Below are 19115 nucleotides of genomic sequence, written 5' to 3'. Positions count from 1 at the left end.
GCGGCTTTTTGAAAGGCGGGGGCGATCAGCTTGCCGAGGCAGGCTCCGCCATGGCGACCACGACCTTGCGCGTCCCCTGGAAGGTGGACCGACCGTGAGCGACCAGCATGTTGTCGAGCATCAACACATCACCCGCCTGCCAGGGAAAGGTCACCTGACAGCGCTGGAGCACTTCGCGGATGTGCTCCAGCGCTTCCAGTTCAATCGGCGAGCCGTCGCCATAAAACACGTTACGCGGCACGCCCTGCTCCCCGACGATGGAGATCAAGGTCTCGCGTACCGGCGCTGCAAGATTGGAGATATGGAACAGATGCGCTTGATTGAACCATACCCAATCCCCGGTCACCGGGTGCTGGGCCACGGCCTGGCAGACCTGGCGAGTGGAAAGCTCACCATCGTCCGTCCACCGGAATTCGATGTTGCTGGCGCGGCAGAAGCGCTCGACCTGCGAACGGTCCTCGGTGCTGAAAGCCTGTTGCCAGGGCAAGTCCAGGCCATTGCCATAATTGCGCACATACATCAGGCGCTTCTCGGCAAAGCGCTGACGGATAGCGGGGTCGATTTGTCGGTAAACAAGGCGGCTATCGGCAATGGGTGTTTCACCGCCGACCGGCGAGGCTTGCACGCAATGAAACCAGATCTTCATCGGCCAATTCAGCGAATAGGACTGCTCGTTGTGCAGCGGGATAACCTGATGGGCCGGGTACTCGGTGGAGGTGTATACCCGGTTGTTGAGCTTGGTGCGCGGGGTGGAGGCATAGTCGTAGGTCAGCAGCTCATGACCGAAGCTGCGGGCAAACGCCTCGAAGTCCGCTTCACCCTTGAACGCAAAACCACGGAACAAGATACCACCGGCACGAGGTAACTCTGATTCCACTGCCTGCAGGATCTGCGCTCGGCTGGCTTGCCAGGCATCGCCGACAATCGGAGCCTGGAATATGAACGGCAGGTTCTGCTCGTTACCCGGTGCATCATCCATGGATTGAACCTGTGCACGCACCAAACCGCTTTCCATAAAAGCCCTCCCGCCATTCCAATCAGCGTATTTTTCGAGAGCACAAACTAATACAAACGACTAACAACCGCAATAGAGAATCATTGTCATTAATGTCGTTTGTATCGCAAATGATTCGTTCATTTGCCTTGCAGCACGCTCTCCCGCTCAGCGATATGGGACATCAGCAAATAGGCAGAACCCAGCAGACCTTGCATCGTATCGGCATAGCGGCTGCGGTTGAGGTACAGGAACTGGCGGTTCTTCACTGCAAACAGATTCTGCCACTGGGGAGACTGGCGAAACGCCGCTGTGCTGGCCTCCGAGTCGAGCAGTTCTTCATAGGTATCGATAATGAAATCACTGTCGAAGTCGCCGATTCGTTCCAGGCTGTAAGGCACGTTCTGCCGCGCCTCGCGGTACGCGGCGACACGCCCCAGGCCAAAATCGGCGATGACGTCGTCCATGCCGCCGCGACCGATCAGCTGAAAGCCATCGCTGTAGACCTCCAACGTCGTGACGGTAATGCGCGAAGGATCTTTCACACGCTTCTTGAACTCACTGACGACCCATTGATACTCGTTGAGCATCTCTTCATAGCGCTGCTGCTTGCCAACCAGCTCGGCGAGCTCCTTGGCGTAGGTCTTGATGTCGCTTTCCCGGGCAGGCAACAGCACGACCGGGGCGATCTTGCTGAGCTTTTCCTTGATGTCGGCGTGATACGACAACCCCACGATCAAGTCAGGCTTCAAGGCCGCGATAGCCTCCAGGTCGGGCGATTGGTGCGAGCCGATGTACTGGATACCCGACACATTGAATCGCTCCTGCGTTCCGCGAAACAGCACATCCGAGAACAGCTTCTTTCTCCCCGTCGAACCACAAGGCTTGACCCCCAGCTCGAGCAATTGGGTCGTCAGACTGAAGTCATGCAAAGACACGATGCAGTGCGGGGCTACGGGAACCTCGACTCGACCAAAACTGTTCTCGAATATTTTGGTTTCAGCGGCGCTGGCCTGTGCAGCCAGCAATGCCAACGGCACGCACAGCATGCCGGCCACACCTCGAAAAAAAACCTTCACCCGTTCCCGCACGCGTTTACCTCCAGACAATTCAATGAACGTCGCCGTGTTTTCAGCGACTGCGCTGACGCGCCAACAAAACAATCAGATAAGGCGCGCCGATGATTGCGACAACCAGCCCCGCAGGCAACTGCAAAGGCGGGAAAAGCCCCCTCCCCAGGGTGTCGCCGGCCAGCACCAACAGTGCGCCCACCAAGGCCGACAAGGGGATCAACGCGCCGTGACGGTCACCGGCCATCTGTCGCGCCAGGTGCGGCGCCACCAGCCCGACAAAGGTCATGGTGCCCACATTGGCCACCGCGGCCGCCGTCAACATGACACTGCACAGCAGCAAGGAAATCATGACCCCTGTGACATTCAGACCACGGCTGAGGGCGACTTTTTCGCCCAACTGCAACAGGTTCAACTGGCGATGACAAAACAGCAACGGCCCTCCCGCCAGCACCAGCCAAACGCCCAGGCTGTGGACCTGGGCCCAGCCGGCCCGGTGCAGACTGCCGCCAAGCCACATCAGGGCCGACTCTACCTGATCGATGTTGCCGTACGTGATCAGCAGATCGGCCACCGCGCTGAGCATGGCGGTAAGCCCCACGCCCACCAGGATCAGGCGCAACGGCGAGATACCCTGGCGCCAGGACAGCAGCGCGACGAAGAAAGCCACCGCCAACCCGCCGGCGAGCGCCGCCAATGGGTAGAACTCCAGGGGAAGCAGCGTCGGCCAGAGCACGATGATCAGCAACATGGTGACACTCGCACCCGACTCCACGCCCACCAGGCCCGGCGCTGCCAGGGGGTTACGAGTCAACGACTGCATCAACAGACCGGCCAGGGACATGGCGGCGCCAGCCAGGATCGCCAGCAAGACACGGGGCAACCGCAGCTCCCAGAGCAGATTGCGCGTCGTCGAACTGACCTGCTCAGGTGCCAGCAACGCTTGCCATGCCTGGGCAACGTCCAATGAATAACTGCCGACGGTCAGTGCATACGAGGCTAATGCAATAACGGCAGCCATCAGCGCCAGCACCGAGATCAAGTCGATTGGTCGAGCCACCCAGGGCAGCAACGGATAGGTCCGGGGCAAGGTCAATCCAGCTCGCATCATCGGACCTTCCTCAAGACCAGCACGACAAAAATGGGGCCGCCGATCAGAGCGGTCACGATGCCGGTGTTGAGCTCGAATGGGCGCACCACGGTCCTTGCCGCGATATCCGCCAGAATCAGCAGCAACGCCCCCAGCAAAGGGGCGGCCAATAACAGGCGGCGGTAGTCATCGCCAAACAATAACCGCGCCGCATGCGGCACCACCAGGCCGACGAACCCAATGGGCCCGGCCAAGGCCACTGCGCCCCCGGACAACAGCACCACCGAGGCCAGGCCGAGCACACGCATCTTCAACAGGTTGACACCCATGCCGGCCGCCGCCTGAGGCCCCAGGCGATGGGCATTCAAAGCGCGGACATTCACCAGGCACAGGCACATGCCCAGCAGGACGTAGGGCCAGACCCAGGCCTGCATCGCCCCCCCGGTCACGCCGATGGAGCCGGTCAGCCAGCGACGCAGACTGTCGAGCCCCTGCTGATCGAGCAGCAGCAGGATCGAGGTGATCGCACTGAACAGCGCCGCGATCATCGCCCCGGACAATGTCAGTCGAATCGGGTTGTGCCCCCGCCCCGCCAACATCAGGACACCGATGGAAGCCACCAATGCGCCCGCGAACGCGAACAAGGGAATCATCGACATATCGTTGCCCGGCACTACCAGCAAGCCGAACACGACGAACAATGCCGCACCGCTGTTGATACCGAGAATGCCCGGATCGGCCAGCGGGTTATCGCCCACCGCCTGCATGATCACCCCGGCGAGCCCCAGGCTGGCGCCCACCAGCATCGCGACCAGCAGGCGTGGCAAGCGGCTGCCACGAATGACACTCTGGTCGGGATTGCCTGGCGCATAGGCGACCAAGGCCTGCCAAGCCTCCTGCCAGGGTATGTCCTTTGCGCCGACGGCCAGATGAAGCAGCGCCGTCAGGGCAATCGCCACCAACAAACCCAACCAGACCGGCAAGCGCAAACCGTGATTCACATCGCCTCCCGTACGGCCAGCGGCTGGCTTCGATTCGTCTGGGGCACGCACAACGGATCACCGGAATAAGGGTCGGTGATGATGTGCGCATCCAGATCGAACACTGCCTTGAGATTTTCCCGCGTGAAGACTGCGGCCGGCGCACCCTGGGCGAGCAAACGCCCTTCGCGCATCATCACCAGATGGTCGGCGTAACGCGCGGCCTGGTTCAGATCGTGAAGGACCGCCACGATGGTTTTGCCTTGGTCACGCAGATCCACCAGCAATTCAAGCAGCGTGATCTGATGGGCAATGTCCAGAAACGTCGTTGGCTCATCCAGTAGGATCACCGGGGTATCCTGGGCCAGGGTCATGGCGATCCAGCAGCGCTGCAACTGTCCACCCGACAAGGTGGCCAACGAACGATCCAGCAAAGGACCGATACCCGCCAGGTCAATGGCGCGGTCAATGGCCTGTTGATCCTGCTCCGACCATTGGCGCCACCAGCTCTGCCAGGGAAAGCGGCCCTGCATCACCAGCTCTCGCACACTCATGCCGGCAGGCGATGTGGTGCGCTGGGGTAACAACGCCATTTGTTGTGCCAGCGCTCGACGCGAATGTTGCCCCAAGGGTTTTCCCGACAGCTGCACGCTGCCAGCGCTCGGTCGCAGCATGTGTGCCAGCACGTTCAATAACGTGGTCTTGCCGCAGCCATTGGCCCCGATCAACGCGGTGAAACAACCTTCAGGAATATCCAGGCTGACACCATTGAGAATCTGCTGTTCGCCATAGCTCAGCCGCACATCGGTGGCTTTCAGCATGATTGTCCCTCCATGCCCAAAAAGGCCTGACCGAATGGGTTATCGAGGATGCCCCGTGGCATTTTTCGTCCTGTGACACGACAGGACCTCAGCCAGGGGGCCATTAAGTGGGCGACAGGATATGTCGAAACTAAAATAATTGCCTACAAGCCTGACAATACTAATGCAAACCCTTATCATTTACAGCTAACATGTGGCCAGTAGACACCTACCCTGAAGGTCTGCCTGGTAGAACAGAATCAGGGCATACAGCTCCCCAAGAGCACACTGTAAACTCAAGGACTTCCTCGATGCTCGGAAAAAAAACAACAGTTGGCAGCGAAAAACGTTACGGCGCACGTCATCCAGCCTTTCACTTGAGCACCCTCGCGCTGGCTTTGGGGAGCATTTTTTCAGCGCAGGCGATTGCCGCACAGGATGAGAACCCCGAAAAGGGCACAGCGGTTCAACTGGGCGAAATCAATATCAATGCCGCCGCCGTTGAAAACCCGACAGGCCCACTCGCCGGCAAAGTCGCCTTGCGCAATACCAGTGCCACCAAAACCAACGCGGCCATTACTGAAACCCCACAGTCGTTGTCCGTGGTGACCGCCGATGAAATGCGCGATCGCAAATCGGACACCATGGCTGACGCCCTGAGCTACACACCGGGTTTCACCAGCCAGCCAAGCAGCTTCAACCGCACGTCCGACCGGTTCCGCATTCGTGGTTTCGACGTGGAATCGGCCACCGGCGGCTCGCTGCGCGACGGCCTGCGCCTGCAAAACAACTCCTACGACGGCGTCCAGGAACCCTACGGCATGGAGCGCGTGGAAGTGATTCGCGGCGCGGCCTCGGTCCTGTACGGGCAGCTTTCACCGGGTGGCTTCGTCAACGGCGTCAGCAAGCGCCCGACCGAGACACCGTTGCACGAGTTGGGCCTGCAATATGGCAATCACGATCGCAAGCAACTGACCGCGGACTTCAGCGGCCCCCTGGGCGACAGCGAGACCCTCAGCTATCGCCTGACCCTGCTCCAGCGTGACAGTGACACCCAACAGGACCACATCAACGACGACAAGACCTACATCGCCCCGGCCCTGACCTGGCGCCCCGACGAGGATACGTCGCTGACCTTGCTGTCTTTCTATCAAAAAAGTGACACCCGCTTCTCCGCCCCTCTGCCCTACCAACTCGTCAAGGGTGTCGGCAACGGGCCGTTCACCATCGGTCGCCACGATTTCATCGGCGAGCCTGACTACGACGATATGAATGGCGAGATGTCCGCCATCGGCTACGAGTTCGAACACCGTTTCGACGAACACACCCGCATCAGCAACAAACTGCGTTATTACGAAGCGGATGTGAAATGGAAATACCTGCAGGCCCAGACCAGCGCCGCGGCCATCAATGCCGCCGCCACTACCGGTATCCTGCGCCGGCAATACAGCGATCGGCGTGAACGCTCCAGGGCCCTGGCCAGCGACACCAATATCGAAACGCGTTGGAACATCGGGGGGGTGGAGAACACTTTCCTGGTGGGCGCCGATACGTACGATGCCTCGTACGATTCGCATAACTTCCGGGCCAACACGTCCTCTATCAATATCGGTGACTACAACTACGGGCAGCCGGTGGTTGTGAACAAAGATCCAAGTCGTGATCGCGGTTCGCAGATCGACACCCTGCAGACAGGCATCTACCTGCAAGACCAGATCAAGTTCGACGACCACTGGTTGCTGTTGCTCGGTGGCCGACATGACTGGGCCGACCAGGATCAAAGGGGTTTTGCCACGGGCCAGAAGCTCAACCAGGACAACGAAGCCACCACCTGGCGTGCGGGCCTTGTGTACCAGGCGGATAACGGCCTGGCGCCGTACATCAGCTACAGCGAATCATTCTTTCCCGTCGCGGTGTCCGAAGCACCTGGCCAGACCTTCGACCCCACCGAAGGCAAGCAGTACGAAATCGGCATTCGCTACCAACCCCCAGGCAGCAACACGCTGTTGAGTGCGGCGGTTTATGAACTGACCCAAGAAAACGTATTGAAGTTTGACCTCGGCGGCAATGCCTCACAAATTGGCGAACAACGCTCCCGCGGCCTGGAACTGGAAGCCAAGACGGACGTCACGCCTCAACTGACTGTCATTGCGACTTACGCCTACACCGATGCACGCATTACCAAAAGTGCGATCCAGAGCGAAGTAGGCCAGCGCAGCGAAGACACGCCCTACCATCAAGCCGCCCTATGGGCCGACTACAACTTCGCCCTGCTCGGCTTGCCGCAGTTGAAGGTCGGTGGTGGTGCTCGCTATCAGGGAACGACCCAGGCCTCGGGTATCGATTCGCAGATGCCGGCCTATACCCTGTTCGATGCCATGGCCAGCTACCAGATCGACAAGAACTGGGACGTGGCCCTCAACGCAAACAACGTGACGAATAAAAAGTACACCTACTGTGAATTTGCCATCTGCCGCTACGGTGACGAGCGCGAGTTGGTGACCTCCGTTAATTTCAGGTGGTAAGGATTCGTCCAGCATTGGATCAATGCACTGAAATCGCAGAATGAAAAAAGAGGCCAAGGCCTCTTTTTTCATTTACTGCGCGCGTTCCGCCTTCCGATTGCGGTTCTGACTCAATAAGGGGAACGCGCAACGCTCGCGTATTGCTCCAACAGCCCAGCCAAGTCCTGGTAACAGATTGCTAGATGATGTGCGCCGAGTCTGCTCATCGACCTTGATGTGCGCCGGGCATGGACGGCACCGATCGCCGGATGATGAGCATATCGAGCAATCCGTCGGGCGCCGGTTTGTGCGCATTGGGCGACGGGCGATTCAGGATCGATGCCGCTCGCGTTACGCTGTAGCCGGCTCAATTGTTTACTCAATTGCAACGACAAATAACCCGCTTGGTAATCCTGCGGGCTGTCAGCGCCAAGCAAACTTTTCAACGCGACTAGCCGGGATTGTTGTTTCGCTTGCCATTTCGGGTGATTGATATGGCTTCCACGGCGAAGTAGCCGGCGTGTGTCCTTGTGGAGCGAGTGTTTCAATGCCCGAACATGTTTAGCGGGATCCTTCGGCAAGACCTGGAACGCTAATCGACAGACAAGCATTGCCACGATCCAGGCCAGCGCCTGGTTCGCGAAATCGACGAAATTGTAGGAAGCGGTATCGCCGGTGCTCACCAAGGTATTGAACCCGATGAGGTAGGCAATCCCTTGCAGGGCATAGCGCGGTTGGCTCGTCGCATGGATCCCGAACGACCAGAACGCAGCCAGTAACAGGAATAACAAAGGGAAGCCGTTGATCTGTGGCATCAGCAGGAATTTGCACAGCGCTGCCGCCAAAATGGCGTAGAACGTGCCCCGAATAAAACTGGCGAGGCCTTGGGCAGGCGCGGGGGCCGGCGCCAGCAGTGTGCAGCAAGGACCCAGGACCGCCAGTAGCGCGGGCCCTTGATCCCAACCGCTGAGATACCAGACCGCACCCGCGGCCAACGTGGCGAGCAGTGCCCTGATGCCGTTTCGCGCCGCATCAGCGTAATTGCGCGGATACACCACGGTACGTACCTGCTCGCGGCGAGCGTGGTCGAGGCTGGCGAAGTTCAGCAAGGCCTCGCCCAGATCCGTCAGTTGTTCGTCCAAGCGTTCGCTGAGCAACCGCGAGTGGTGGTTTGAGTCAGCGAAATCATTCACCAGGCTACGCAGTTGCCCCACCCTATCGGCGGCGGCGAGAAAGTCCCAGTGGGTGTCGTTCATCCGTTCACCCAGTTGCCGCAATGCCGTGCTTATCCGCGCGAGCAACGTGGGGTCGATCCCGGGGTATGGATCGTCGTCGCTGTGCGCATCGAGTACAGCGGATTGCAAATGCGCCAGGCCGGCCTGAATCGCCAACTGCCGGGAGCGAATCCGCGACGATTCACCCCGCCCTATTCCCAATTGGTCGTTCACCTTACCGATATCCATGACTAGCGGGTGGCGTTGCGTCGCCAGCTCCGCGGACTGCTCGCCCGAGAGCCTCGCTGCGAGCAGCCGAGAACTGCGGACACAGACATCGACCAGCGAGTTTCGAAGCTTCTTCTCCATCGTCTTGGAACTGAACAGCGTTACCACCAGGCTCAAGCTCAGCACCCCGAGCGCCACCGCCGTGCCGCGAGTGATGAGGTGATCGAAGGCCTGTTCAGGCGCGACGATGGCAGGCCCCAATGCCAGACAGACCGTATAACCCGCCACCACTGCCGCCGTAGCTTGGTAATGGCGCAAGACGCTCATTGCACTGACGCACAGGCCCAGCCACATACCGATGCCGAGTATGAACAGCAGCATCTGTTGAGCGAACAACCCTGTCAGCACGAAAGCCGCCACCAGGCCTACCAGGGTTCCCACCATCCGGTAGAAGCCTTTTCCCAGCACCGCCCCTTGGATGGGCTGCACCAGCAGCAACACAGTGGATGCCCCCGAGAACGGCGACTCCAGATGCAGTTGGAAGCCGAGCCACAGCGCCAGCCCCGCCGCCAAGACACTACGCAACACGTAAGAGAAACTGGCGGGCGTCCAGGGCAAGGGGATGAACGCGAACAGGCGTGTCGACAGGCGAGTCATCACAGGAACGCCTGCAGCCATTGGGTGAGTCGCCAGCGCGGCGCGGCATTCGGCTGCGTCACTTCGACACTGGCGGTCATGCCCGCTGACAACTCCACCCCGTCCGGGACCCTGTCCAACTCGATGCGCACGGGTACGCGCTGTGCCAACCGAATCCAACTGAAGGTCGGGCTCACCTGAGGCAAACCGCTGTCGTTGCGCAATTCATTGGCATCGGCGATTCCCCTGCCCATGCTTGCCACATGCCCATCCAGCAGCGGGGCAAACCCCATCAGCTTGATCGACACCGGCGCGCCGATGCGCACACCGGGCAGTTTGGTCTCTTCAAAATAACCCGTGATCCAGAAACTATGGCCATCGACCACAAATAGGTTGGTATGGCCAGCCTCCGCGTAGTCACCGGGCTGCAGCCGCAGTTGAGTGACGTAGCCGTCCACCGGCGAACGTATCGTCGTGCGGTCCAGGTCGAGCTGCGCCTGGGCTAACTGGCTGCGTGCCGCGTCCAGGCGCGCCTGGGCCACAGTCAAGTCACGCGCCGCGTTGTCAATCTCTTCCCGGGCGATGGCGTCGGCCAATTGGGATCGCCGCTTGAATTGTGCGCTGCGCTGCTCGAACACACTGCGCGCCTCAGCGAACTCCGCCTCACGCTGTTGCAGGACCAATCGATAAGCACGCGCATCGATGCGATACAGCAAATCGCCCTTGGCGACCCATTGGTTGTCGCTGACCAGCAACTGATCAATTTGGCCGCAAACCTCTGGTGCAATACGGATGACCTGCGCGCTCACCCGTCCGTCCCGCGTCCAGGGCGCCAAGACATAAGCCCGCCAAAGCTGCAGACAGAACAGCAGGGCCAGCACGCCAAGCCCCAGGGTGGCGGCAGGTTTGAGGATTTTGACGATAGACATGGCCGGCCTCACTCAGCAATTGACGACCATCGCCGACACGACGATAAGCGAGACAAAAAAACGCGCCAGCGCCGGGTGCCACGTCTCGTCCAGCCAACGCCGGGCCAGGCGCTCGATGAGTTTGTAGGCCAAGACCGACGCCCCCAGGTAGATCAACAAGGGGGGGACGTAGAGGTTGGCAATGGAGATTTCGCTAAGCATGGCAAGCACCGGGATTCGGAGGGGGGACTAGGATTCGCCCGCGTACTGAAGGGGCTTGGTGATGATGCTAAGGGACGACCACTACTGCCGATATTGAGTACACTGCCAAAATATAATCAAATTCAGACAAGCGCCGACGACACGCCATGGCCGAAATCCACCGTTTCCACGTCGACCGATTTGAGTACGACAACCTGTCGCAACCTGCCGTAGCACTGATGCTGGAAACCCAGCGCAACGACAGTGAGTCCACCGAACACAAACATCGCAAGGGGCAACTGGTCGTGGCTTATTGCGGGGGCATTGTGTGTACGGTGGAAGATGGCGTGTGGATGGTCCCGTCAGGGTTCGGCGTCTGGATTCCGGGAGGGGTCGCCCATAGCAACCGCGTCACGGCCAACGGGCAGGTCTGTTTTTTATTCGTGGAACCCGGCGCCGCGTCGCTGCCAGATCGCTGCTGTACGCTGGCGCTGTCGCCACTGATCCTGGAACTCATCCTCCACTTGAGTGGCCAGGTCCAGGATTACCCCACCCATTCGCGCCTGGCACGGCTGGCCCACGTGCTGCTCGAAGAACTCGAACTGGCGCCCACGGAACAGCTTTACCTGCCTTTGCCCGCCTCAACCCAACTTCGCACAATCGCCCGGGCGCTGGCGCAAGAGCCTTCCAACCGCGCCACCATGGCCAGTTGGGCACGGCATGTGGCCATGAGCGAACGCTCGCTGGCCCGCCTGATAAAAAGCGAAACCGGGCTTACTTTCGGTCAATGGCGCAAGCAATGGCAGATCATCGTCGCGTTGCAAAGCCTGGCCGAGGGGCAGTCGGTGCAGAGAACCGCTGAAGCGCTCGGCTACGAGTCAGTCAGCTCGTTCATCACCATGTTTCGCAAGACCTTGGGCACCTCACCGGCACGTTATCTGCGTAATACCACGCTACGGCAATGAGCGGCGATACGGCGCCACGACCTGGATAGCCGTGCTCCTGATCGGCTCGGGCATTGGCAATGCCACCTCCTTGCCGCCACTGTAGCCCTTCTTAATCCAACGTTGATAACCACCGAGGTGTCATCCAAAACGATCCCGATAACGTGGGCCTCCACATTAAGGTTTCAAGCCAAGCCGTTCCATGGCCTCATGGGCTTCGATGATCATCCCGGACACTTCGGCGACGGTTACATGCAACCTGGTTGCCCGCGATCTCATGTGTTCGTAAGCCTGAGTTTCGGTCAGGCTTTGACGTTCGACCAACACACGAATGGCTTTTTCGATCTGTCGACGAGACTTTATGGTCAACTCCAGTTTGTCGATCTTCCCCTGCAAGCGTTCCTGATAGCTGTACGAGGCTCTGGCCAGTACCAGCGTGCTAAGAATTCCGGAAGATCGAAACGGTTTTGAAATCACCCCGTGAGCGCGCGTATCGAGCAACAACTTCAAGATGGTCGGGCTTTCGTAGTCGGAAAGCGCGATGAGTGCCGCGTTGACAGAGGCGCCCGACCAGATCTTGTTGCCTTCCAGCTCCTGCGTAATCTGAAAGAGAATGACGTCAACGTCCGTTGGTGGCTCTGAAGGGAATGGCCAGACGACCTTCACCCGACAGCCAATTCTTTTCAGCTGCTGCATGACAATATCGCGATCATCCCCAGGGGGATAAACAAACGCAACGCAGATACTGCGCAAATCTTCATAGAGACGGCGAAGGCTGGAACTCATGGCGTCACCTCAACCAAAACTCAGAGAAGCCGAAAGTGGAGAGGTAAGGATCGGGTTTGACCGGCCCCGAACCTTCCCATACGACGTCGAATTGCCCATCGCTGCGGCACATGCCGATTCGGGGAGTCAGGGCACAATGGTTGTTTTCGGCATCAATAGCGATCGGCCCTTCTGGAGAAGCGAACTTCACCTTGTGCACGGCGTCGACTAATTTGCGCCTGTCCAGACTACCAGCTCGCTCCAAGGCACGCGCAAACAGGTGAACCTGGGAATAGGCCATTTCCGACCAGGTGCTGGTTGGCCGATCACCGAAGCGTGTGCGCCAAAGCTCAATGAACCGTTGATTACTGTCGTTGCGCAGCGAACCGAAATAGGTGGCGGCTGTGATGTGGCCTTCACACAGTTGCGGCCCGATCAGGCGAATTTCTTCTTCGGTCATTGAAAGGCTGGCAATGGGCATTTTTTTCGGATCAAGCCCATGCTCACCATATAGCTGATAAAAAGACCGGGCCGACTGCCCGACCAGAGTCGAGAAAACGACATCCGGCTGGGCTTCGCGGACTTCATTCAAAACATCCTTGAGTTGCTCCGCGTCTGCTTCGATGGGCAGGTAGACCTCATCCACAATTTCACCGCCGTATTGTTCAACGACGTCCCTCATGATGCGATTGGATTCACGCGGATAGATGTAGTCCGCCCCCACCAGAAAGAACCGGGTGCCCTTGTTTTGCAACAGGTAGGCGGCGAGTTGAATACTGTTCTGGTTGGGTACTGCGCCGGTATAAATGATGTTTGGTGAATATTCGAACCCTTCATAGAACGAGCAATACCAGAGCAACGCGTTATGGCGTTCGATGAGCGGCAGCACCGCTTTTCGGCTGGAAGATCGGGAACAACCAAAAATGACGTTGATCTCATCTTCGATCAGCAACTTGCCGGTCAAGCGTCGGTATTCTTCCGACGAACCCTTGGGGTCGTATGCGGTTGGGATCAACGGCAGATTCAGGACGCCACCCAGTGCGTTTATTTCCTCGATCGCCAGCGCAGTTCCAAAAAAGTGTTCGGACTCGGTGACACCGGTAGCACCCGAGCGCGAGTACAAGATGCCGATAGGCCATCCCTGATCTTTAGTGACTGCTGTCTTGGTGCTTGGCATGACGCTTACCTATTGATCAAAAATGTCTTGTAGCTCGGTTGCGGACCTGAGGTTTTGGATAGCCAACATCAATAATATCCTCGCTTTCTGCGGACTCAGGTCATTGGCGAAGATCACGCCGGCCTCTTTCAGCGTACTGCCGCCACCAATAAAGCCATAAAGGGGCCTGACGCGACCACGGGGAACTCGGGTGGCAACGACCACTGTGATACCGGTGTCGATGGTCTGTGAAATGGCCGCATACACCTCGGCATTCACATTTCCCGCCCCCAGCGCTTGGATGACGATCCCCCTGGCACCCGCCTGCACGGCAGCGTTCAACAAGGAGGCGTCCGCACCGGCGTACATGGCTACGATGTCAACGCGAGGCAAACTGTCTCGCCCTAGCGACAAGTATTGTCGACGACAGGATGAGCGATAAAAAACGACCTTGTCGCCGTCCACTCTTCCGAGAAAACCCGCGTCGCCCGAGTTGAACGACTCAACGTCGCTGGTGTGGGTTTTGCTGACTTCCCGTGCGGCGTTGATCTGATCGTTCAGAACCACCATCACGCCCTTGCCCGAAGATTCAGGCTCAACGCAGACCCTGGCACCGCTCACCAGGTTGCGTGGCCCGTCGAAGTCCGATTCGGACGCATTGCGTTGCGCACCAATAAGCACAACAGGCTTGCGGGAGGTCAACGTCAAGTCGAGAAACCAGGCAGTCTCTTCAAGGGTGTCGGTGCCGTGCGACACCAGCACACCCGCGATATCCTGACGGGCCAGCGCGGCTTCAATGATCTGATGCAGCTGTACCCAGCGCGGCGGCCCCATTTCAACTGACGGGACATTCGACAAGTTGTTGACTTCGAGCCGCGTAATCTTCGCGATGTCAGGAGCGACCTTGATCAAGTCGCGGCCCGACAACGCAGGGATTGGGGCTGACGTCGAAGGGTCAACGCGCATGGCAATTGTTCCGCCTGTTGCGATGAACAGGCACAACGGAAGGTCGTCAGAGCTGGACAGGGCCATAAGCGTCACACCCTCAGATGGTTGAAAATGGCTTCGGTAGCTCCCGGCGCGCGGGCGTCGCCCTCCTCTTCGATCTCGCCTTGTTTAAGCACCAGGTATCGATCCGCCACCTTCAATGCGAACGGCACATTTTGCTCGATAAGCAGCAGGGTCGTGCCGTGGAGTTGCCGCTCGTGCACCAGTGCGACAGCGATCCGGTCAATCACTGAGGGCTGCAAGCCTTCAGTGATCTCGTCCAGCAGAATGAGGGAGGGGCGCATCATTAACGCACGCGCCACCAGCAGCATTTTTTGCTCGCCTCCCGACAGCGTACCGGCGTATTGCTTCAGACGGTCCTTGAACACCGGGAACACGGATTCTATGGCAGCGAAACGCTCATCGAACAACGCGTCTTTCTCGAGCCCCATACGCAGGTTGTCCCGGATGCTCAGTTCGGTGAAAAGCGCTTTTTCCTGAGCCGCATAAGCAATACCTACTTGTGCGACTCGATGAGGCGACAGTCGGGTAATGTCACAGGCGTTGACTTGAACAGTGCCTTGTTTCTTGGGCAGGTACCCCATGATGGTCTTGAGCAACGTCGTCTTGCCCATGCCGTTCTTGCCCAGCAATGCGACCGCTTCGCCGGCCGCGACTTTGAACGACATATCCCGTAGGACGACGGACGCCCTGTAACCGCTCGTGACTGAATTCAGTTCCAATGTGGCACCGTTCATACGACCTCCTGTGGAGCAAGTGCAGATCCGGCATAAATCGTCTTGACCAAATCCGAATTGACGACTTCTTCGAAAGTGCCCTGCATGACCATCGTCCCTTGGTGTAATACCACGATTCGGGTAGCGATCTGTTCCACAAAATCCAGATCGTGTTCAACCAGCAGGCAGCACAACTTGTAGCGGTTTGCGAGCATGGAAAGCACCACACCGATTTGCGTGCGCTCGGTCTTTGTCAGCCCAGCAGTAGGCTCGTCTAGCAGCACGATGCGAGGTTCCAGGGCCAGCACCATGGCCAGCTCCAGCGCTTGCTGTTCACCGTGCGACAAGTCTCGAGCGACCACGTCCAGCATGCTATCCAACCCGGTAACCCGCAGAACGTCCAAGGCATAGGATGGCAAGGCCAACGTATCCGCCCGAGTGAAAAACAAGGGTCGTTCGTGAAGGGTTCCGGCCATACGCAGACACTCGGCGACGGTCAGGGATTCGAAAATATTGGCATTCTGGAATTTGCGCCCGAGACCAAAACGAACACAGGCCTCTGCCGGAAGCCGACGGATATCGTTACCGCACAAATGCACCGTCCCGGATGTACGCTCAGCCCCGTCGCTCATGCACCGCATCAGTGTTGTTTTACCGGCACCATTGGGGCCGATCAGTCCAACCAGATCACCGGCCTCGGCCTTGAATTCGATCCCCTGCAAAACCTTGAGCGAACCATAACGCTTGGTGACGTCCGCCATTACAAGCGCAGGCACATCATCCGATTCGGGAACCGCTTTCCCTGCACGCTCAACCAGCGCCGGTACTCGCCGCGAACGTGTGCCGAACCCGAGGGGCTTGAGCAGGGCCGGGACGATCCCCTGCGGTAGCAAGACGATCACCAGCACAAAGGACAGGCCGAGAATCAGTTGCCACAGAAACGGCATGCGGCTGCCGAGATAGGCCGTGGCAACGTTAATCAGAATCGCCCCCGCCATGGGCCCCCACAACGTGCCGCGTCCACCCAGCGCAACCCAGATGATCAGCTCGGTACCCAAGACGAAACCGGACAACTCGGGCGCCACCACGCCACTGAAAGCGCCGTAGCCAAAACCTGCGATCCCTGTAATCGCCGCAGTGGCGATCAGCAGAAGGATTTTGATGTTCGGGACGTTGATCCCCAGGTACGCACATCTGGACTCGTTGTCACGTATCGACGCCAGCACACGCCCGGCATCACTGCGCACGAACAGCCAGGCGAAAAGCCCTATCAGCGCCACACCACTCCCGGCGATCCAGTACCAGGCATTGAGCGACAAGTCGAAGGTGTCATAGCCGGTCAGGCCTGAACTGGAGCCCGTCCACTCCCCACCGGACAGCAGCAACTGGGTCATTACGATGGGCAACACCAGCGAGATAACCGTGGCAAAAAACGGCGAGGCGCCCCGGTAGAAGGACAGCCACCCCACCAGCCCTGCAACCACCATCGGGACGACAATCGCGAGCCCGATGGCGATAGCAATGGAGCCAGGCGACAGGCCAAAGTGAGTAAAAACCAAGCCTGCGGCATACGCACCAATACCAAAAAACGCCGACTGCCCGAAGGTGAGATAGCCGGTATAGCCCCACAGCACATCCACCGTGATAACCACAATCGCAAACAGAAAAGCCTTGATCAGCAGGTTGAGCACGTAACCGTCGAAAATCCACGGACCGGCGATCAGCAATGCGACGGCAATCAAAGCCAGCACGCCCGAACGACCCCATGCTCCCTGACGACTGGCCCGCGTAGATCGGGTGTTCGCCGCCTGCAACATAGTGTTAGTCATGTGCGAACCCCTTTGGACGAATACGCAAGGTCAACGCCGCCAACACGGCAATCGTGAGTCCGCCAAGTACTGGGCTCGCATAAGTGCTCACGATAACTTGGCACGCACCAAATACCGCGCAAGTCACGATAAGGCTGGGCATCGAATGCCCGGAGACCATGACGAGCATGAAGGCAGAAACCAGCCAGGTAATCCCCATGCCTGGGTCAATACTCGACAGCGGACTGATCAAGGCCCCGGCCAATGTGCCCAGGCCCGCGCCCAGGCTGAAGGTAATGAAGCGTATGCGCCCGGCATGGATGCCCAGGCCACTGGCCAATTCCTCGTTCATGATGACGGCGCGGGTTTTGACACCGAAGCGAGTGCCATTGAGTAGCGCCGTCAGTAAGGCGCACAGGCCGAGTGCCAAGGGAATCAGCAGCAATCGATAGGCAGAGTAATCCGTTCCACCCAGCGACCAGGTTCCTGTCAGGGGCACGTCTGCAAACTTCACGTCCCGGCCAAAGGCGAGAATGATCAGCTGACCGATCACGATGCCCAGCCCCCAGGTTGCCAGGATGGCATCCAGAGGGCGTTTATAGAGTGGCCTAACAATCAAGTATTCGATGATCGCGCCAACGATCATTCCGGTCGCGAGAGCCAACGGCCACGCAAGCCAGGGACGCCATCCCAGTTGGGTCACGACAAACGCCGCATACCCTCCCATTGTCAGCAAGGCACCATGGGCGAAGTTGACGATTTTCATTATTCCGAAAATCATCATCAGGCCCGCAGTAACAATGAACAGCATGGCTATTGTTGTTGTTATATCTAGAATTAACACCATGACGTCTCCCTCCGGGGAGAATGCAACGTGAAGCGTTACTTAGTAATCAAGCAATGGACTATTTCAAATTCGGGCATTGAATACCTGGGCTGACGCCTTCTTGGGTTTCAAGGATGCGAATAGAACCATCGCTTTGTATTTGGCCCAGGCGCATGGCCAGGGGGGTATGGCGGCTGGCATTCATCTGCACAACGCCGCGCGGTCCGACGATCGAGACATCTTTCAACGCATCTACAACCGCAGCGGAGTCGATGGAGTTGGCTTTTTCCACCGCCGCCTTGTAGAGAAAGAAGGCTTCATATTGCGGTTCGGAAAGTTCGTTTGGCGTGGACAGGTTCCCGGCAAACTTCTGGCCGAGGTCACTCAGGAATTTTTTATTTTCCGGTGTGTCGATGCTGGTCAGATACGAGGCCGACATGTACATGCCCGTTGCCACATCCCCCATGGTCTTGGCGGTGCCTTCATCGATGGCCAGGTTACCGTAAGGCAGTGTCAACGCCGCCGCTTTCAACTGTTTGGCCAATGAGACGTTAGGTGCGCCACCTGCCGTGGCACTGATAAGCGCGTCAGGTTGTGTCGAGCGAATTTTTGAAATAACGGCGGTCCAGTCACTCCCGTCCATCGGCAAGTACTCTTCACCGATAACCTTTCCACCGTGTTGCTCAATGTACGCTTTAGTAAACTTGAGCATGCCCCGGCCAAAGGCGTAATCGCTACCGACAAGAAAGTAGTTTTTTGCCCCGAGCTTCTGGCTGAAGTAATCCACTACAGGGGCAACTTGCTGTTCTGGTACCCAACCGTTGACATACATCCACTTATTGCAAGAACGGCCTTCATAGAACGAGGTATAGATATAGGGCACGCGCCCACGGGAAATAACCGGCAAGGCGGCATTACGCGCGGCGCTACTTTCCATCGCGATAATGGCGTTTACTTTCTTTTCCAGCACCAGCGTATCAAAGGCTTTCTGTGCACCTATTGCGCCGGAAGCATCATCAACGATCTCCAACTGCACCGGGCGACCGAGGATTCCCCCAGCGGCGTTGATTTGCTCCACAGCGAGTTCCGAGGACTGAACGACAGCCGGCGCCACCACGCTATTGGCGCCTGACAACCCCACCGCAACGCCAATCTTGATAGGTTCAGCGGCATGTCCCTGGGTGGCTACGATCGCCGTAGCTGCCAGAACAGCGATACGGACAAGGGGATAAGTGGATTTCATGTGAGTATCCTCGATCTTTGTTAT

Annotated in this window: 17 protein-coding genes; 2 read left to right on the top strand and 15 right to left on the bottom strand. The window is 58.4% G+C overall.

Annotated features, from left to right (window positions below; translation table 11 throughout):
• Positions 1 to 25 precede the first annotated feature (25 nt).
• The 5 genes from BLO80_RS00475 to BLO80_RS00455 form a co-directional block, all read right to left on the bottom strand.
• Positions 26 to 979, bottom strand: coding sequence for a TauD/TfdA family dioxygenase (locus BLO80_RS00475; RefSeq protein ID WP_371914561.1), 954 nt, complete (start codon positions 977 to 979; stop codon positions 26 to 28).
• 155 nt (positions 980 to 1134) lie between these two features.
• Positions 1135 to 2085, bottom strand: a complete 951-nt coding sequence (locus BLO80_RS00470; RefSeq protein WP_256573409.1) for an ABC transporter substrate-binding protein — start codon at positions 2083 to 2085, stop codon at positions 1135 to 1137.
• Between the two features lie 40 nt (positions 2086 to 2125).
• On the bottom strand, positions 2126 to 3175 hold the full coding sequence (locus tag BLO80_RS00465; protein ID WP_092326034.1) for a FecCD family ABC transporter permease: 1050 nt from the start codon (positions 3173 to 3175) through the stop codon (positions 2126 to 2128).
• Positions 3172 to 4155 carry a FecCD family ABC transporter permease gene (locus BLO80_RS00460; RefSeq protein WP_092326032.1) on the bottom strand — a complete coding sequence of 328 codons (984 nt, stop codon included), beginning with the start codon at positions 4153 to 4155 and terminating at the stop codon, positions 3172 to 3174. The genes BLO80_RS00465 and BLO80_RS00460 overlap by 4 nt, the downstream gene beginning before the upstream one ends.
• On the bottom strand, positions 4152 to 4955 hold the full coding sequence (locus BLO80_RS00455; protein WP_092326030.1) for an ABC transporter ATP-binding protein: 804 nt from the start codon (positions 4953 to 4955) through the stop codon (positions 4152 to 4154). Before BLO80_RS00455 ends, BLO80_RS00460 begins: the two co-directional genes overlap by 4 nt.
• Before the next feature lie 290 nt (positions 4956 to 5245).
• On the opposite strand from BLO80_RS00455, the gene BLO80_RS00450 reads away from it, so the two are divergent.
• Entirely contained in the window at positions 5246 to 7459 is a 2214-nt protein-coding gene (locus tag BLO80_RS00450; RefSeq protein WP_092326028.1) for a TonB-dependent siderophore receptor, read from the top strand.
• A gap of 110 nt (positions 7460 to 7569) precedes the next feature.
• On the opposite strand, the gene BLO80_RS00445 is transcribed toward BLO80_RS00450, so the two are convergent.
• The 3 genes from BLO80_RS00445 to BLO80_RS00435 are packed head-to-tail and all read right to left on the bottom strand — an operon-like array spanning position 7570 to position 10646.
• Entirely contained in the window at positions 7570 to 9537 is a 1968-nt protein-coding gene (locus BLO80_RS00445) for an FUSC family protein (RefSeq protein ID WP_092326026.1), read from the bottom strand.
• Positions 9537 to 10445 (bottom strand): efflux RND transporter periplasmic adaptor subunit, encoded by a 909-nt coding sequence (locus BLO80_RS00440; RefSeq protein WP_092326024.1) that lies wholly within the window; start codon positions 10443 to 10445, stop codon positions 9537 to 9539. The genes BLO80_RS00445 and BLO80_RS00440 overlap by 1 nt, the downstream gene beginning before the upstream one ends.
• 12 nt (positions 10446 to 10457) lie before the next feature.
• Positions 10458 to 10646 carry a DUF1656 domain-containing protein gene (locus BLO80_RS00435; RefSeq protein WP_060742892.1) on the bottom strand — a complete coding sequence of 63 codons (189 nt, stop codon included), beginning with the start codon at positions 10644 to 10646 and terminating at the stop codon, positions 10458 to 10460.
• Between the two features lie 146 nt (positions 10647 to 10792).
• Here BLO80_RS00435 and BLO80_RS00430 point away from each other — a divergent pair, with 146 nt between their 5' ends.
• Complete coding sequence (locus tag BLO80_RS00430; RefSeq protein WP_092326022.1) at positions 10793 to 11590, top strand: AraC family transcriptional regulator; 798 nt, start codon at positions 10793 to 10795, stop codon at positions 11588 to 11590.
• 156 nt (positions 11591 to 11746) lie between these two features.
• Here the strand turns inward: BLO80_RS00430 and BLO80_RS00425 are convergent, their stop codons facing one another.
• Genes BLO80_RS00425 through BLO80_RS00395 form a run of 7 tightly spaced genes read right to left on the bottom strand, consistent with a single transcriptional unit; the run spans position 11747 to position 19091 of the window.
• On the bottom strand, positions 11747 to 12355 hold the full coding sequence (locus BLO80_RS00425) for an ANTAR domain-containing response regulator (protein WP_092326020.1): 609 nt from the start codon (positions 12353 to 12355) through the stop codon (positions 11747 to 11749).
• A gap of 4 nt (positions 12356 to 12359) precedes the next feature.
• Positions 12360 to 13511 (bottom strand): transporter substrate-binding domain-containing protein, encoded by a 1152-nt coding sequence (locus BLO80_RS00420; RefSeq protein WP_092326018.1) that lies wholly within the window; start codon positions 13509 to 13511, stop codon positions 12360 to 12362.
• 9 nt (positions 13512 to 13520) lie between these two features.
• Positions 13521 to 14522 (bottom strand): asparaginase, encoded by a 1002-nt coding sequence (locus tag BLO80_RS00415; protein WP_092326016.1) that lies wholly within the window; start codon positions 14520 to 14522, stop codon positions 13521 to 13523.
• 5 nt (positions 14523 to 14527) lie between these two features.
• The gene (locus BLO80_RS00410) at positions 14528 to 15235 is read right to left on the bottom strand and encodes a branched-chain amino acid ABC transporter ATP-binding protein (RefSeq protein ID WP_092254711.1); all 708 of its coding nucleotides are present in this window, start codon (positions 15233 to 15235) and stop codon (positions 14528 to 14530) included.
• The gene (locus BLO80_RS00405; RefSeq protein WP_092326014.1) at positions 15232 to 17043 is read right to left on the bottom strand and encodes an ABC transporter permease subunit; all 1812 of its coding nucleotides are present in this window, start codon (positions 17041 to 17043) and stop codon (positions 15232 to 15234) included. The genes BLO80_RS00410 and BLO80_RS00405 overlap by 4 nt, the downstream gene beginning before the upstream one ends.
• Entirely contained in the window at positions 17036 to 17869 is an 834-nt protein-coding gene (locus tag BLO80_RS00400; protein WP_092326012.1) for a branched-chain amino acid ABC transporter permease, read from the bottom strand. The genes BLO80_RS00405 and BLO80_RS00400 overlap by 8 nt, the downstream gene beginning before the upstream one ends.
• A 58-nt stretch (positions 17870 to 17927) precedes the next feature.
• A complete protein-coding gene (locus BLO80_RS00395) occupies positions 17928 to 19091 on the bottom strand; it encodes a substrate-binding protein (protein WP_092326010.1) in 1164 nt (387 codons plus the stop codon).
• Between the last annotated feature and the right edge of the window lie 24 nt (positions 19092 to 19115).

This window comes from Pseudomonas sp. NFACC56-3 (assembly GCF_900100025.1).
Taxonomy (GTDB): domain Bacteria; phylum Pseudomonadota; class Gammaproteobacteria; order Pseudomonadales; family Pseudomonadaceae; genus Aquipseudomonas; species Aquipseudomonas fluorescens_AA.
Note: the sequence above shows the minus strand (reverse complement) of the source record. Positions and strands in the feature narration are given on the sequence as shown.

Coding starts and splice junctions, on each gene's coding strand:
- BLO80_RS00475 (WP_371914561.1), bottom strand. CDS start 979: ATGGATGATGCACCGGGTAACGAGCAGAACCTGCCGTTCATATTCCAG.
- BLO80_RS00465 (WP_092326034.1), bottom strand. CDS start 3,175: ATGATGCGAGCTGGATTGACCTTGCCCCGGACCTATCCGTTGCTGCCC.
- BLO80_RS00455 (WP_092326030.1), bottom strand. CDS start 4,955: ATGCTGAAAGCCACCGATGTGCGGCTGAGCTATGGCGAACAGCAGATT.
- BLO80_RS00450 (WP_092326028.1), top strand. CDS start 5,246: ATGCTCGGAAAAAAAACAACAGTTGGCAGCGAAAAACGTTACGGCGCA.
- BLO80_RS00445 (WP_092326026.1), bottom strand. CDS start 9,537: ATGACTCGCCTGTCGACACGCCTGTTCGCGTTCATCCCCTTGCCCTGG.
- BLO80_RS00440 (WP_092326024.1), bottom strand. CDS start 10,445: ATGTCTATCGTCAAAATCCTCAAACCTGCCGCCACCCTGGGGCTTGGC.
- BLO80_RS00435 (WP_060742892.1), bottom strand. CDS start 10,646: ATGCTTAGCGAAATCTCCATTGCCAACCTCTACGTCCCCCCCTTGTTG.
- BLO80_RS00430 (WP_092326022.1), top strand. CDS start 10,793: ATGGCCGAAATCCACCGTTTCCACGTCGACCGATTTGAGTACGACAAC.
- BLO80_RS00425 (WP_092326020.1), bottom strand. CDS start 12,355: ATGAGTTCCAGCCTTCGCCGTCTCTATGAAGATTTGCGCAGTATCTGC.
- BLO80_RS00420 (WP_092326018.1), bottom strand. CDS start 13,511: ATGCCAAGCACCAAGACAGCAGTCACTAAAGATCAGGGATGGCCTATC.
- BLO80_RS00415 (WP_092326016.1), bottom strand. CDS start 14,522: ATGGCCCTGTCCAGCTCTGACGACCTTCCGTTGTGCCTGTTCATCGCA.
- BLO80_RS00410 (WP_092254711.1), bottom strand. CDS start 15,235: ATGAACGGTGCCACATTGGAACTGAATTCAGTCACGAGCGGTTACAGG.
- BLO80_RS00405 (WP_092326014.1), bottom strand. CDS start 17,043: ATGACTAACACTATGTTGCAGGCGGCGAACACCCGATCTACGCGGGCC.
- BLO80_RS00400 (WP_092326012.1), bottom strand. CDS start 17,869: ATGGTGTTAATTCTAGATATAACAACAACAATAGCCATGCTGTTCATT.
- BLO80_RS00395 (WP_092326010.1), bottom strand. CDS start 19,091: ATGAAATCCACTTATCCCCTTGTCCGTATCGCTGTTCTGGCAGCTACG.